Below are 15,603 nucleotides of genomic sequence, written 5' to 3'. Positions count from 1 at the left end.
GTAAGAATGTAGTAAAATTATGAAATGTGAGTAAACAAATTGTTTACTTTCCTTGTTCCTAAGAAATTTAGGAACCTTTAGTCCATAAGGAGGTGAAAATCAATGAATAAGGCAACAAACTACGAAATTATGTACATAATTCGTCCTAACATTGATGAGGAAGCAAAAACTGCTCTTGTAGATCGTTTCGATTCAATTTTGAAAGAGAACGGTGCAGAAGTATTGGAGTCTAAGTTATGGGGCAAACGCCGCTTAGCATATGAAATCCAAGATTTCCGCGAAGGAATCTACCATATCGTTAAAGTTTCTTCAACAGATGTTGTGGCTATCAATGAATTTGATCGTTTAGCTAAAATCAATGGCGATATTTTACGTCATATGGTTGTAAAAGAAGAAAACTAAAATGTTTCACGTGAAACATCAATAACGAAGGGGAGAACGACAAATGATTAACAACGTTGTGCTAGTAGGAAGACTTACTCGAGACCCAGAATTAAGATTTACATCTAATGGATCAGCTGTGGCTACATTCAACTTGGCTATTAATCGTAACTTTACTAATCAAAGTGGAGAACGTGAAGCGGATTTTGTTAATTGTGTTATTTGGAGAAAACCAGCAGAAACACTTGCTAATTATGCTAAAAAAGGTACTTTACTAGGTGTGGTTGGACGTATTCAAACTCGTAATTATGAAAATCAACAAGGTCAAAAAGTGTATGTTACAGAAGTAGTATGTGATAATTTCCAATTATTAGAATCACGTAATGTATCTGAGCAAAGACAGCAACAAGGCGGTTTTGGCAATCAGGATGCAGGAAGCAATTCTAATAATTTTTCTCAAAATCAAAACAGTCAATCATTTGGCCAATCTCAAAGTAAAAATGAAATGCCGAACTTCGATCGTGATAGTGATCCATTTGGAAGCTCATCACAGATAGATATTTCGGATGACGATTTACCATTCTAAAAATAGAATAGGAGGGGCAAAACAATGGCAGCTCAACAAAGAAGAGGCGGAAGAAAACGTCGTAAAGTATGTTACTTTACAGCTAACCATATCGATAACATCGATTATAAAGATGTTGAATTATTATCAAGATTTATCTCTGAAAGAGGTAAAATTTTACCACGTCGTGTGACTGGTACTTGTGCTAAACACCAAAGAAAATTAACTATTGCAATTAAACGTGCAAGAATTATGGGATTATTACCATTCGTTGGTGAAGAACAATAAAAAAATGAGACATTCACTTTATGTGAATGTCTTTTTTGTTTCACGTGAAACATTGATAAAAGTTTTATGAAACCTTATTATTATGTTAAAATGGTAAAGTAATGAATTAAAGTTTATATATAGATAAGGAGTGACCCTCTATGAAGGTTATATTTTTACAAGATGTTAAAGGTAAAGGTAAAAAAGGTGAAGTTAAAGATGTTGCTGTAGGTTATGCACAAAATTTTCTGTTAAAAAAAGGTTTGGCAGTTGAAGCAACAGCTAAAAGTTTAAGTGAACTACAAGGTAAAACAAAAGCAAAAGAAAAAGAAGATGCAGAAACTTTAGCTGATGCAAACAAGTTAAAAGAAGTCATGGAAGCAGAAGGCTTTGAAGTTATTATTAAATCTAAAGCTGGTGAAGATAGTCGTTTATTTGGTTCAATTCCTTCAAAACAAATTGCTGATGCTTTAGAAAAACAACATAAAATAAAAGTTGATAAACGTAAAATGGATTTGAAACAACCAATTAAGGCGTTAGGTTATACAACTGTACCAACTAAATTACATAAAGATGTTACCGTTAAGTTACGTGTTCATGTGGTTTCTGAATAAAAAAATAGGATAGGGGAATTATAAATAAATGGAACTTATCCAACAAGATAGAATTCCTCCACAAAGTATAGAAGCAGAACAAGCAGTTTTAGGTTCTGTTTTTTTAGACTCAGAGTCCATTGTGGAGGCTATGGAATACATAGAAGCAAAGGATTTTTATCGTAGATCCCATCAAACAATTTTTCAAATAATGATTGACTTAAATAATCGAAATGAAGCCATTGATGCTATTACAGTTAAAGAACAATTAGAACAGAAAAAAATGATAGAGGATATAGGCGGTGTTAGTTATTTATCTGAATTGACACTAAGTGTACCGACTGCAGCCAATGTAGGATATTATGCTCAAATTGTCGAACAAAAGGCGTTACTTCGAAATTTAATTCAAACAGCAACTGATATTGTTACAAGTGGATTTGAACAAGATGAAGATGTTGAAAGTATTCTAGATGAGGCCGAAAGAAAAATTTTGGAGGTCTCTGAAAAAAGAAATCGAAGTGGTTTTTTAGCAATTGCAGATGTATTGGGAGAATCAATCAATCAAATTGAAAGGCTATCTCAACAGGGCGAATCAATCACTGGTCTTCCTACCGGTTATCATGCATTGGATAAAATGACAGCAGGATTACAACCAGAAGAGTTAATTATTTTAGCTGCAAGACCTGCAGTAGGTAAAACAGCTTTTGCCTTAAATATAGCTCAAAATGTTGGAACAAAAACAGATCAATCTGTTGCTATATTTAGTTTGGAAATGAGTGCTGAATCTCTTGTTAATCGGATGTTATGTTCAGAAGGATTAGTAGAAGCTAGTCATTTAAAGACAGGGCAGCTATCTGATGAAGAATGGGATAATATTATTGTTGCCATGGGAAGTTTATCAAAAGCTAATATTTTTATTGATGATACTCCAGGAATTAAGATTTCTGAAATTAGAGCAAAATGTCGAAAACTTCACCAAGAACAAGGAGAGTTAGGATTAATACTAATTGACTACTTACAGTTGATTGAAGGAACTGGCCGAGAAAATAGACAACAAGAAGTTTCTGAAATATCGAGACAGTTAAAGAAATTAGCTAAAGAGTTGAAAGTACCAGTTATTGCTTTGTCACAGTTATCTCGTGGTGTGGAACAACGTCAGGATAAACGTCCCGTATTAAGTGATATTAGAGAATCTGGTTCTATCGAACAAGATGCTGATATTGTTGCTTTTCTTTACCGAGAAGATTATTATCGAAGTGAAGACGGAGAAGATGAAGAACCACAAGAAACAAATAATGTGATTGAAGTTATTATTGAAAAAAACCGTAGTGGGGCAAGAGGGACAGTCGAATTATTATTTATTAAAGAATATAATAAGTTTTCATCCCTATCACCAAGAGAAGAATTTTAATGTTCGTGTTTGAGTTGATTAAAAATGTTTTACAAAAATAACGTTCGATTTTATTGCGTATAAAAAATTTTTTTGTTAAAATAGTTAAGTATTTTAAATAATAGAATGGAGTGTTTATATGTCATCAGTTGTAGTAGTAGGAACTCAGTGGGGCGACGAAGGAAAAGGAAAGATTACAGACTTTTTAAGTGAAAATGCCGAAGTTATTGCGCGTTACCAAGGTGGAGATAACGCAGGTCACACAATTCAATTTGATGGAACAACGTATAAACTACATTTAATTCCTTCAGGTATTTTCTATAAAGAAAAAATTAGTGTCATTGGTAATGGTGTGGTAGTTAATCCTAAATCATTAACGAAAGAATTACAGTATTTAGCAGATCATCATATTGAAACAACGAATTTACGTATTTCTGATCGAGCACATGTTATACTGCCTTATCATATTAAACTTGATCAACTTCAAGAGGATGCTAAAGGGGAAAATAAAATTGGAACAACAATTAAAGGTATTGGCCCAGCTTATATGGATAAAGCGGCACGCGTCGGCATTAGAATTGCTGATTTATTAGATAAAGAAATTTTTGAAGAACGTTTGCGAGTTAATTTGGAAGAAAAGAACCGTCAGTTTACAAAAATGTTTGATTCAGAACCACTTAATTTTGACGAAATTTTTGACGAATATTATCAATATGGTCAAGAAATTAAAAAATATGTTACGGATACTTCAGTGATTTTAAATGATGCGTTGGATGATGGAAAACGTGTCTTATTTGAAGGAGCACAAGGTGTTATGCTTGATATTGATCAAGGAACGTATCCTTTTGTAACGTCATCTAATCCAGTCGCTGGAGGTGTTACTATCGGAAGTGGAGTAGGCCCTTCTAAGATTAATAAGGTAGTTGGCGTCTGTAAAGCTTATACTTCTCGTGTTGGAGATGGTCCGTTTCCAACTGAATTGTTCGATGAAACTGGTCAACAAATTAGAGAAGTAGGTCGTGAATATGGAACAACAACTGGACGTCCAAGACGTGTTGGATGGTTTGATACAGTTGTTATGAGACATTCAAAGAGAGTATCGGGCATCACGAACTTATCTTTAAATTCAATTGATGTATTAACAGGATTACCGACTGTTAAAATTTGTACAGCTTATGAATTAGATGGTGAAAAAATCTATCATTATCCAGCAAGCTTGAAAGAGTTATCTCGTTGTAAACCAATCTATGAAGAATTACCAGGTTGGACGGAGGATATTACTGGATGTAAAACATTATCAGATTTACCGGAAAATGCGAGAAATTATGTTCACCGTGTATCAGAACTTGTTGGTGTTAGAATTTCTACATTCTCAGTTGGTCCTGATAGAACACAAACAAATGTACTAGAAAGCGTTTGGGCGCAAATCTAATAGAAATAAATTAGGGAGAAGTTTAAATACTTCTTCTTTTTTGCTAGAAATGGTAGTAAGATGGTGTGAAGGAGGTAGTGGTATGACAAATAAATTTGATTTGTTAGTGGATTCTTGTTGTGATTTACCTTTAAGTTATTTAAAAGAAGAAGATGTTCAATTAGTTAGTATGATTATTAATTTAAATCATAAAGAATACATTGATGATTTAGGGAAAACATTTGATTATAATTGGTTTATGGAGCAACTTAAATCAGGAGAAATGCCAAGTACTTCGCAAATAAATATTGGTACTTATTCTGAAGTATTTAAACAATATATTAATAGTGATAAGCCTTTGCTATATATAGCTTTTTCATCAGAACTTAGTGGCTCACAAAGAAATGCTTTTTCAGCTTTGAGATTATTAGAAGAGGATAATGAGTCTGTTCATGTACACATCGTGGATTCAAAAGCAGCTTGCTTGGGAGAAGGATTACTAGTTAAAGAGGTTGTTAATCAAAGAAATCAAGGTAAGAGTCTAGAAGAAGTGTTAGCGTGGTTAGATGAAGCAATTAATAAAGTACACTCCTGGGTAACGGTAAATGACTTAAATCATTTAGAGCGAGGTGGCCGTATATCAAAAGCCTCAGCAGCTGTAGGAAGTCTGGTAAAGATAAAACCTATTATCAATGTTGATAGTACCGGAAAATTAGTGAGTGTAGGAAAAACAAGAGGTAGAAAAAAAGCCTTAGAAAAAATAGTGAACGAAACAAAAAGAACCATTTTAAATAGTGAAGAACAAACATTGTTAATTGCGTGTGCAGGAGATTTAGAAGCAGGAGAATATGTAAAAAAATTAATCGAAGAAATAATACCAGTTAAAGGTGTCGAGTTATTACCGATGGGACCTACCATTGCTAGTCATACAGGTTACGGAGCAATAGCTATCTTTTCATTTGGTATTGATCGTTAAAGAAATCGCAATGAGCGGTTTTTTTATTTTAAGTAATAAGTATCTCCTCTAGGAAAAAGTTCATATTTTTGGCATAATGGTAGAGAAGTATAAATACAGAGGATGAACTTAATGAAAAAAAAGGGCCCCATTTTTTTACTTGTGTTAAGTATGCTAACCGTTGTTTTTACATTCTTTTTCATGTATATGGACAACGTGTCTGCAAAACAAGAAAAAATTGCCGCAGAAAATAGAAAAAAACAGGCACTTGTCAAAAAGAAAAAAGTAGTCAAGAAATCTTATGAAGAAAAAGCTAATGAAAAAATTAATAATGGAAGTTTTTCTAATCGCATAAAAATACCCTTAATTCTTCAAACCGATGAAGAATGGAAAAAAGAATATTATGGTGTAGAAGATGGCGATCCTATTCAAAATACGTTAGAGATTAATGGATGTGCTATTGCCTCTTTAGCAATGGTTTCTTCTTATCTTGAACAAAAAGAAACAACCCCTTTAGACATTTTAGATTGGTCTGGTAATCGTTTTTTCTCTAAAGACCAGGGGACATCGTGGAGTATTTTTAATGAGTTTGCTGTAAAAAATGATTATTTATTTGAAGATTTGGAAGATAACATTGAGTTAGTAAAGGGGCATCTGAAAAAGGGACATCCTATTATTATTTCTGTTAAACCAGGGTACTTTACGGAAATTGGGCACATTATGGTATTGTCAGGCTACAATGAAGAAAAAAACACCTTTTGGTTAAATAATCCAAGCGACACAACAAAAAAAGGCCATTCGATAAAAGAGTTTACTCAAGAAGAATTACAGAAGGAAGCGATTCGTTATTGGGCTATTTATAAATAAAAAGCATTGCATGAAATCAGTTTTTGTCGCTGACTCATGCAATGCTTTTTCTATGTTTTAAAATAGTTTAGCTAGTTGTTCCTTCACTGTCTCATTATCTAAGAACTCATCATAGGTGGTTTCAGCACGGTCAACAACGCCATTATCAGAAACAGCAATAATTCTGTTGGCTGTAGTTTGAATAAACTGGTGATCATGAGAAGCAAACAGAATAGAGCCATTGAATGCGATTAAGCCATCATTTAATGCAGTGATAGATTCCAAGTCCAAGTGATTGGTTGGGTCATCTAAAACTAAAACATTTGCTTTTGAAAGCATTAATTTAGATAGCATACAGCGAACTTTTTCGCCCCCAGAAAGAACGTTAACAGATTTTAAAACGTCTTCTCCAGAAAATAGCATACGACCTAAGAAGCTTCTTAGGAATGTATTATCTGATTCTTCTTTAGATGCATATTGGCGTAACCAATCAACAATTGGTTGATCTGTATCAAATTCATGAGAGGTGTCTTTTGGTAAGTAAGCTTGGCTAGTCGTTACTCCCCAACGAATTGTTCCAGAGTCAGGTTCCATTTCTCCCATAATAATTTTGAAAAGAATGGTTGTTGTAATGTCGTCTTTAGCAATAAACGCAGCCTTGTCATCTTTTCTAAGAGTAAAAGAAACATTATCTAAAATTTTCTTACCATCAATCGTTTTTGAGATATTTTCAACTTGCAGTAAGTCGTTACCAATTTCACGTTCAGCTTTAAATCCAACGAAAGGATAGCGTCTAGATGATGGTTGGATATCGTCTAATTCAATTTTATCTAACATTTTTTTTCGAGATGTCGCTTGTTTAGATTTAGACGCATTGGCACTAAATCGAGCAATAAATTCTTGTAATTCTTTGACTTTTTCTTCTTTTTTCGCATTTTGATCAGATTGAAGTCTAGCAGCTAATTGACTAGATTCTAACCAGAAATCATAGTTACCAACAAATAATTTGATTTTACCAAAATCTAAATCGGCCATATGAGTACATACTTTGTTTAGGAAATGGCGGTCATGGGAAACAGTAATGATTGTATTTTCAGAGTTAATTAAAAATTCTTCTAACCACGCGATAGATTCACGGTCTAATCCGTTAGTAGGCTCATCTAATAGTAAAACATCAGGTTGACCAAAAAGAGCTTGAGCAAGTAAAACTTTCACTTTTTGACCAGCTGAAAGTTCAGCCATTTTTAAGTCATGTAATTCTTCAGGAATATTTAATCCTTGTAGAAGACTAGAGGCTTCAGGTTCAGCTTCCCAGCCGTTTAATTCTGCAAACTCACCTTCAAGTTCAGCAGCTTTAATGCCATCTTCGTCTGTAAAATCAGCTTTCATGTAGATAGCATCTTTTTCTTGCAATACTTCATACAGGCGTTTGTGTCCCATAATAACAGTGTTTAATACCGTGTATTCTTCATAATCAAAATGATTTTGTTTTAAAGTAGCAAGACGTTCATCAGGTCCTAATGTGACATTGCCTGTGGAAGGGTCAATGTCTCCTGATAAAATTTTTAAAAAGGTAGATTTACCGGCACCATTAGCACCAATTAATCCGTAGCAGTTTCCAGGAGTAAATTTGATATTAACATCTTCGAATAGTTTTCTATCTGGAAATTGCAGACTTACGTTAGATACAGTAATCATGTAATCCCTCACTTTTTTTATTTTGAAATCTTCGCATCTCCCCGATTATATCGGGTTTAACAATGGAATACAAGACGAAACCCTTTGTTTAATAAGTGAATGAGGGAACATCTTGATGTAATTGTGAAGTGAAATACTAATCAAACTCTAATGAAAGCGGTTATATTCAATGCTACAATGAGGCTATTAAAGATAGGTTGATTGGAAGTTGGTTAAAAACCAACACGGTGACCGCCACTGTAAGAGGGAGTATGTATCGATAAACACACTGGTTAATGCTGGGAAGTGGATACATTACAATGAACTCAAGTCAGGATACATCAACTTATTTTACTGGCTTACCTAACGGATTCATTAGGTGGTTTTTTAGTTTGTCTAAATTTTAGTCATGCAAAGAAAGACCAAGGAAACTGTTTATTTAGCTTCCTTGGTCTTTTTATTTATAAAAAATGGAAAAGGGGTCTTCAAAATGAAGAGTAAGAAGAAAAAATTAATTATGGGAATGGCGTTAAGTGGAGCGCTACTACTAGCAGGATGTAGTACATCAGGTGAGTCAAAAAAGGAAGAAACAGCAAAAAAAAGTAAGGATGATACCCACATTGTAAAAGATATCGCAGGTCATGAAGTAGAGGTACCTAAATCAATTAATGGCATGGCAATTACACCACTTCCTTGGTCAGCAATCGTTTATGCTATTGATGGTTCGGCTGATCATATTTTAGGTGCAAGAGAAGGAACAAAACAAGCGTATGATATTTCTATTTTGCCAAAGATGGAACCTAATATGGGGAAAATAGACACGTCTTATATTGATAACAATGGTGGTATCAATATGGAAGAAATAGCAAACGTTAAACCAGATGTGGCTCTTTTATGGGATAGTCAAACTGCTGAACGTGAGCAACTTGAAAAATTAGGAATTGCACCGGTTATGATAAATAGTGATACGATTGATAATTTAAAAGCGGGCTTTACGACAGTAGGTCAATTATTAGGTAAAGAAAAACGAGCTGATGAAGTGAATAAAAATTATGATGAAGCTCATGAGTATTTATTATCTAAAAAAGATAAAGTAAAAGAAGCTAAAAAGGTAAAAGTTTTATTTGTTAGAGGAGAAACATTACAGCTTCAATCTTTTAGTGAATATGTTAATGATACGGTGATTGAGCTATCAGGAGGAGAAAATGTAGCTCATGATTTAGTTGGTAAAGGTAATGTTGAGCTGAATATGGAACAAATTTACAAATGGAATCCTGATGTTATTTTCTTAACTAACTTTGATGAATCTAAGCCAAGTGATTTGTATGAGAATAAAATCGAAGGGCAAGATTGGAGTAAGATTTCAGCTGTTCAAAAAAAACAGGTCTACAAAACACCTAAAGGTATTTATCGTTGGGATGTAGCAGGAGTAGAAACTCCGTTAATGGTTAGATTTATGGCATCTAAAATTCAGCCAGAAATTTTCTCAGATGCTAACTTTGAAAAAGAAGTTGAGACATTTTATCAAGATTTTTTTGATTATAAGTTAACGACTGCTGACATGAATTTTATGACAAATTGTGAAGTGAATAAAGAAAGTAAATAGAAGAAGGAAAGCATGTGAAAAAGACAAATATAACATGGCTAATACTGGGGATGACGCTCTTACTTTGTTTAACAGCGTTGTTAGCACTTTGTATCGGAAGGTATTGGATTAGTCCTAAAGATGTGATTCGAGTTTTTCTAATTAAAATGAATGTGTTAGATCAAACATTAAGTGGAATGGAAGAAAGTGTTATTTTTACATTAAGATTACCAAGAATATTAGCAGCAATTTTAATTGGTAGTAGTTTGGCTTTGTCAGGTGCCGTGTACCAAGGGATTTTTAGAAATCCTTTGGTGTCTCCTGATATGTTAGGTGTTTCAGCAGGGGCATGTGTCGGCGCTGCTGCTGGGATTTTATTAGGTGTTGGTAGTCAATTAATTCAAGTAACAGCTTTTATTGGTGGATTAATAGCTGTTTGGTTGGCAATGTTTATTCCAAAATTAGTTAGAAACAACACAATGATTATCTTAGTTTTATCAGGTGTTATTGTGGGAGGCTTGATGACGGCTATCTTAGGAATGATTAAATATATGGCTGATGCTGAAACTGAATTAGCAGAGATTACTTATTGGCAGATGGGAAGTATTGCAAAAGTCTCTATGACAGATCTTACTAGAATTTTACCAGTGATTCTTTTAGCAACAGTGTTACTTTTAGGACTTAGTTGGCAAATTAACATTTTGTCTTTAGGTGTAGTAGAAGCTAAAACACTAGGTATTAATGTTAACCGAGTTCGAATGCTAGCCGTTTTAGGTGCGACTCTTTTAACTGCTTCTTCGGTATCAATAAGCGGAACAGTTGGGTGGGTAGGTCTTGTAATACCTCATTTAGGGCGAATGATTATTGGAGATGACAATAGGCGATTATTGCCAGTAGCTTGTTTATTAGGAGCTATTTTTATGATTGTCGTAGATACCTTAGCAAGGGTTTTAACAGCAGCAGAATTACCATTAAGTATTTTAACAGGATTAATAGGGGCACCGTTTTATGTCTTATTATTATTAAAACAAAGGACGCGATTAGTATGAGGCTAGAAGTAAGAGATTTATCTTTTGCGTATCCTAAATTAAACCCAACGTTTTCTAATGTGAATTTTCAACTTAATAGTGGAGAGAGTTTGGTTATTTTAGGTCCTAATGGTGCGGGAAAATCAACTCTTTTAAATTGTTTGGTTAATTTGTTAACACCAAATAAAGGAACGATAGAAATTGATGGCAAATCGATTCATAAAATGTCCCCAAAGGAAATTGCTCAAGAGATGGGATATGTTCAGCAGCAATTACTATCTGTTTTTTCCTATTCTGTAAGAGACTATGTTGTTATGGGGCGAGCTCCTTATATGAGTATGTTTAGTCAGCCAACAAAAGAAGATTATCAAGAAGTGGACCGGTTATTAGCAGAATTTGGCTTAAGTAAGATTGCGTATCACTCATACGCTGATTTAAGTGGTGGTGAGAGACAGAGAGTCGCAATTATTCGAACGCTTATTCAGTCACCTTCGATTATTTTATTAGATGAGCCAACTGCTCATTTAGATGTAGGGAATCAATATAAAACAGTTGAAAAGATTAAGGAATTAAAAAATCAAGGGTATGCAGTTATAATGACGACACATAATCCTGATCATGCTCTTATGTTAGATGATAAAACAGGAATTTTAGATGCAACTGGTGTGTTTAAATTTGGTGAAGCAAGAGAAATTATTAGTGAGCAATTGTTAAATGAGTTGTATCATTGTAATTTAGCGTTGAAGGAAATGCCTGAGTTAAACCGACAAATTTGTGTGTATATGGGAGGTACAATAAATGACTAAAAAAATTGCTTTTTATGGTAAGGGTGGTATAGGTAAATCAACTGTAGCAAGTAATGTGTCTGCGACTTTAGCTAAGCAAGGTTACCGAGTACTTCATATTGGATGTGATCCAAAGGCAGACTCTGTTCGAACGCTTGTGGGTAAGAGGGTACCAACTATTTTACAACAAATTAAAGAAAAAGGTAGAGACATCAAACGAGAAGACATTGTTTTTGATGGTGTATTTGGTATTCAGTGTGTAGAAGCAGGTGGACCCACGGCTGGTGTGGGCTGTGCAGGTATTGGTATAACAACCATGATGAAAGAATTAACTCGTTTAGGTGTTTTTGAAGAGACTTGGGACTTTATTGTTTATGATGTGCTAGGGGATGTGGTTTGTGGTGGTTTTTCCCTTCCTATGAGAAAAGCCTATGCAGAAGAAATTTATATAGTTTCATCATCTGACTTTATGTCACTCTATGCGGCCAATAATATTATGAAAAGTTTGTTACATTTTGATAAAAGTGGTGAGACAATGGGTGGTATTATTCTAAATCGTTATCAGGATGAGATGGATGAAAAAATTGTGTCTAATTATCTTGAGAAAGTTCAGGCAACGTGTACAGGTCGTATTCATGACTCTAATTTTTTGAAAAAAGCAGATTATCAGCAAAAAACCATCGCACAAGAATATCCTGATTCGTTAGCTGCTAAAGAATTTGAGGCAATTTGTGACTTTATTAAAGCACCTATAAAAGAGTTAATTATTCAACCTCTTGATGAGGATGCACTTTATGATTGGCGAGAGTCTTTAATTAAAGAAGAGGGATTAATCAATGGTTGATTTAAAACGAAAAATAAAAAATAGCTGTCAACAGGCTACTAAAAGTGTGACAGATTGTTTGCTTGAGTTAGAAAATGTGGGGATCATCTGTATCGGACCTTCTTCTTGTTTGAGAACCTTTTACTTTAAAGAAGGTGAACTAGATTGTTTGGAACAGGTGTTTTTATGCCAGCTAGATCAAACAGACTATCTAACAGGAGAGATTTATCCAAAGTTAGAAAAAGTGGCTAAACAAGCTGTAAAGTTACCTAATATTAAAGGTGTGGTTCTTTTTGCTGGTTGTTCAGATTATATCATTCAAACGGACTATGAGGCGATGATAACGGAGCTAGAAGCAACTTTTTCTATTCCTTTCTTTCAAATATGGAGAGGTCCAATTGCTAAATGTCAGCACAATAGTAAAGAAGAAATTAAAGAAATAGCAGAATTACTAGCGTTAAAATCACCAGTTATTTTATCTGAGAAGCAGTCAAATAAAACGCGGTTACCTGTTTTAGCAAGTGATATTTCTGGTGTGGCTTCTTTAATTGAAACATGGGATTGCTTCACTTTTTTATATACACCTGGAAGTTGCACGGAGTCTTTTTATGACGCGTCAACACTTCAATGGCAACCTCACTTTTATCATACACAATTTACAGATATTGATCTATCTTTAGGCGGAACAGAAGACATCATTAAAGGAATTACTGATGTGTATGATGGTAAAAAAGAAATTTGTCTATTGGGCACGCCTTTGAATCATTTTGTACATGGGGATTATGAAGAGTTGGAAAGTTTGCTAAGAGAAAAAGAAATACCTTGTTTATCATTTGTAACAGAAGGTTTTGAAGAAGCACCTATAGGTATATCTAATGCTCTATTAAAGGCTGGAAAGTACTATTTACATAATGAGTTAAGAGACAAAAAAGCAATAAAAAAACAAATTAATTTAATAGGCTATACGTCATTAACTTTTGGAAATAGTCTTAACATGAAACAATTAACTGATTTATTTAAAGAGCTAGGTTACTCCTTAAATGTCATAACGGGTAATTTAAAACAGACATTAGAATCTGCCTTATGTGCTCAAGTCAATTGGGTGGTAAGTGACGAAGGATTAGCATTAGCTAAATGGTTAGAAGAAGAATTTGAGATACCTTATATCAAAGATTTGCCTATTGGTTTGATTGGACTTTCAGAGTGTCTAAAACAATTATCAGTTTTTTGTAACTCGGACTTATTAGTTAATCTTAAAAAGAAAGAAGAACAAGATAAATTATTGATAGACAGGTCGGTGTTACTTTTAGGTGAGCCTAGTGTAAATGAAGGTCTTGAAAGATATTTACGTGTTAATGAAGGCGTTGCTAAAGTAACGAAGAAGACCTATTTACCAACAGATAATTTGAATTACTTTTATAATTATCAAATTTCAGGATTCACAGAGGTTGAAGACTTGTTAGAGGATAACTTAAGGTATGATGTTATTATCGGAGATGCTGTTTTTCAGGCAATATGCCAAGAAAATCATCCAGAGAGCTTGTTTATTCCGCTAGCATATGGTGTATTAAGTGGTAGTGTTAAAGAAGGACAATCATTAGTTGGTGACTGTGCGAGGAACTGGTTAGAAGAGCATTTAAAATAAAAAAAAGTTTTTAGAATCCACATGAGAATTCTAAAAACTTTTTAATTTTTTCGGTCAAGAATATTTTTAGTAATGTCATAAATAGTTTGTTTAGTGTTTGTTTTGTTATTTGGTAGTTTTTGAATAAGGTCAAGGGCTTTTTTAGTATAGTGATCAGCTAATTCATAAGCCTTTTCAACACCACCAAAATCAATGACCCCCTGATGTACTTTCATTGTATCTTCATTTGTCATTTTATCTTTTTTCATTAATAAAGGTTCAAAAAAAGTTTTATTTTCTTCTAAGGCACAAATAAGCGGTAAACTATATACTCCTTGTTTCACGTCTTCAAGCACAGGTTTCCCAATATTTTTTTCTGATTGAGAATAATCAAGAATATCATCTACAATTTGGAATGCAAGACCAATAGATTTACCGATTTCTCGGCAAGTATCAGCAACAGTTGCAGAACCACCATTTTCATAATAACCAAGAAAGCAACTTAAAGCGAAAAGCTCAGCTGTTTTTCCAGAAATATTTTGAATGTACTCTTCTACAGTAATATCAATATGATAGCGGGTATTCATTTGACCAAGTTCACCAAGTAATACTTTTTCCATACTGGCTGTGTTTAGTTTGATACTTCTTAATGAATCAGTATATTTTATGAGTATTTTAAAACAAACAATGAATAGATAATCCCCTGAATAAACAGCCACATCTTTATCAAATTTAGTTTGAAGTGTGGTCACACCTCGTCTTAATTCAGCTTCATCAATGATATCATCATGAATTAAAGTAGCTGTATGTAAAGTTTCCATTGCAGCGGCCAGTGCAATACTTTTTTTCTTATCTGTTTTTTTCCCAAGTTCTGAAAAAAGTAGTAGATAAGCTGGTCGAAGTAATTTTCCACCTGAGTGAAATAGTTCGATAATGGTCTGTTCAATCTCTTTGTTAGGTAGTGAGATGGAAGAAGACATTAAATCAAGGGTTTTTGCTAAATCTTTTTTTAGTGTAGGATAATCATCCCACATTGAATGAATTTGCATAAGTAAACTCCTTTAAAAGTTCGTAGGTTATTCGTAGTCTAATTTAAATTCTTGAATCGTTTTAACATGTTCCATGATGTAATTAGCAGCAATTCCGATAGCAATTCCAGCTAAAATACCTATCCAAGAAAGAACAGGTAAATACAACATAACGTTCCACGATCGAGCAATCCAACTAGCAACAACCAACTGACCAACGTTGTGAAGAAATCCTCCCATGGCACTAATACCAATGGTACTAATTTTTTTAGGACCTAATTGTTTCAGTAATAACATGCCAAGATAACTAAAAATAGCACCAGCTGCACTATAGAGTAAGGTAGAGATCGTTCCTCCTAGTAGAGTGGTTAAAAAAAGCCTTAAAATAACTAATAAAAAACTATCTTTAACAGGCATGGTAAAAATGGCGATGATTGTAATTAAATTGGCTAAGCCTAATTTGGCACCTGGTGCAAAGGCAAAAGGAAAAGGAATCATGTTTTCTAGCAACCCAATAATAACACCTTGAGCCACGAGTAGTGCAATGTATATTAATTTTTTATTTTTATTCATGTTAAAAAAATTCTCCTATCATAGTGAGAATACTATCAATTAAATGAGAAAGCAATATAAAAGAAAGTTCTA

Annotated in this window: 16 protein-coding genes and 1 riboswitch; of the genes, 13 read left to right on the top strand and 3 right to left on the bottom strand. The window is 33.8% G+C overall.

What is annotated here, in order from left to right; genetic code table 11:
• The first annotated feature begins 102 nt into the window (after positions 1-102).
• From rpsF to RR554_RS04580, 8 genes are all read left to right on the top strand, one after another.
• Positions 103-402 carry a 30S ribosomal protein S6 gene (gene rpsF / locus RR554_RS04615; protein WP_332463210.1) on the top strand — a complete coding sequence of 100 codons (300 nt, stop codon included), beginning with the start codon at positions 103-105 and terminating at the stop codon, positions 400-402.
• Between the two features lie 43 nt (positions 403-445).
• Positions 446-967, top strand: coding sequence for a single-stranded DNA-binding protein (ssb, locus tag RR554_RS04610; protein WP_332463209.1), 522 nt, complete (start codon positions 446-448; stop codon positions 965-967).
• A 24-nt stretch (positions 968-991) separates the two neighbouring features.
• Positions 992-1,234: a 30S ribosomal protein S18 gene (rpsR, locus tag RR554_RS04605; protein WP_086340744.1), complete on the top strand. Its 243-nt coding sequence runs from the start codon at positions 992-994 to the stop codon at positions 1,232-1,234.
• 140 nt (positions 1,235-1,374) lie between these two features.
• Entirely contained in the window at positions 1,375-1,827 is a 453-nt protein-coding gene (gene rplI, locus RR554_RS04600; RefSeq protein WP_332463208.1) for a 50S ribosomal protein L9, read from the top strand.
• A 28-nt stretch (positions 1,828-1,855) separates the two neighbouring features.
• Positions 1,856-3,217: a replicative DNA helicase gene (dnaB, locus tag RR554_RS04595; RefSeq protein ID WP_332463207.1), complete on the top strand. Its 1,362-nt coding sequence runs from the start codon at positions 1,856-1,858 to the stop codon at positions 3,215-3,217.
• A gap of 118 nt (positions 3,218-3,335) precedes the next feature.
• Positions 3,336-4,628 carry an adenylosuccinate synthase gene (locus tag RR554_RS04590; protein ID WP_332463206.1) on the top strand — a complete coding sequence of 431 codons (1,293 nt, stop codon included), beginning with the start codon at positions 3,336-3,338 and terminating at the stop codon, positions 4,626-4,628.
• An 82-nt stretch (positions 4,629-4,710) separates the two neighbouring features.
• Positions 4,711-5,583: a DegV family protein gene (locus RR554_RS04585; protein ID WP_332463205.1), complete on the top strand. Its 873-nt coding sequence runs from the start codon at positions 4,711-4,713 to the stop codon at positions 5,581-5,583.
• Between the two features lie 111 nt (positions 5,584-5,694).
• Positions 5,695-6,429 (top strand): C39 family peptidase, encoded by a 735-nt coding sequence (locus RR554_RS04580; protein ID WP_332467513.1) that lies wholly within the window; start codon positions 5,695-5,697, stop codon positions 6,427-6,429.
• A gap of 57 nt (positions 6,430-6,486) precedes the next feature.
• Here the strand turns inward: RR554_RS04580 and RR554_RS04575 are convergent, their stop codons facing one another.
• A complete protein-coding gene (locus RR554_RS04575) occupies positions 6,487-8,106 on the bottom strand; it encodes an ABC-F family ATP-binding cassette domain-containing protein (RefSeq protein WP_332463203.1) in 1,620 nt (539 codons plus the stop codon).
• Positions 8,107-8,269: 163 nt separating this feature from the next.
• Positions 8,270-8,448, top strand: a riboswitch (cobalamin riboswitch).
• A 127-nt stretch (positions 8,449-8,575) separates the two neighbouring features.
• Between RR554_RS04575 and RR554_RS04570 the strand changes: the two genes are divergently transcribed.
• The 5 genes from RR554_RS04570 to RR554_RS04550 are packed head-to-tail and all read left to right on the top strand — an operon-like array spanning position 8,576 to position 13,951.
• Positions 8,576-9,691: an ABC transporter substrate-binding protein gene (locus RR554_RS04570; protein WP_332467512.1), complete on the top strand. Its 1,116-nt coding sequence runs from the start codon at positions 8,576-8,578 to the stop codon at positions 9,689-9,691.
• 14 nt (positions 9,692-9,705) lie between these two features.
• Complete coding sequence (locus RR554_RS04565; RefSeq protein WP_332463201.1) at positions 9,706-10,719, top strand: FecCD family ABC transporter permease; 1,014 nt, start codon at positions 9,706-9,708, stop codon at positions 10,717-10,719.
• Positions 10,716-11,504, top strand: a complete 789-nt coding sequence (locus RR554_RS04560; protein WP_332467511.1) for an ABC transporter ATP-binding protein — start codon at positions 10,716-10,718, stop codon at positions 11,502-11,504. Before RR554_RS04565 ends, RR554_RS04560 begins: the two co-directional genes overlap by 4 nt.
• On the top strand, positions 11,497-12,327 hold the full coding sequence (locus RR554_RS04555; RefSeq protein ID WP_332463199.1) for a nitrogenase iron protein NifH: 831 nt from the start codon (positions 11,497-11,499) through the stop codon (positions 12,325-12,327). Before RR554_RS04560 ends, RR554_RS04555 begins: the two co-directional genes overlap by 8 nt.
• Positions 12,320-13,951 (top strand): nitrogenase component 1, encoded by a 1,632-nt coding sequence (locus RR554_RS04550; protein WP_332463198.1) that lies wholly within the window; start codon positions 12,320-12,322, stop codon positions 13,949-13,951. The genes RR554_RS04555 and RR554_RS04550 overlap by 8 nt, the downstream gene beginning before the upstream one ends.
• A 41-nt stretch (positions 13,952-13,992) precedes the next feature.
• On the opposite strand, the gene RR554_RS04545 is transcribed toward RR554_RS04550, so the two are convergent.
• Entirely contained in the window at positions 13,993-14,979 is a 987-nt protein-coding gene (locus RR554_RS04545; RefSeq protein WP_332467510.1) for a polyprenyl synthetase family protein, read from the bottom strand.
• Positions 14,980-15,006: 27 nt separating this feature from the next.
• The gene (locus RR554_RS04540) at positions 15,007-15,531 is read right to left on the bottom strand and encodes a Gx transporter family protein (RefSeq protein WP_332463196.1); all 525 of its coding nucleotides are present in this window, start codon (positions 15,529-15,531) and stop codon (positions 15,007-15,009) included.
• Positions 15,532-15,603: the final 72 nt, after the last annotated feature.

This window comes from Vagococcus sp. (genome assembly GCF_036639995.1).
In the GTDB taxonomy this organism is placed as follows: domain Bacteria; phylum Bacillota; class Bacilli; order Lactobacillales; family Vagococcaceae; genus Vagococcus.
Note: the sequence above shows the minus strand (reverse complement) of the source record. Positions and strands in the feature narration are given on the sequence as shown.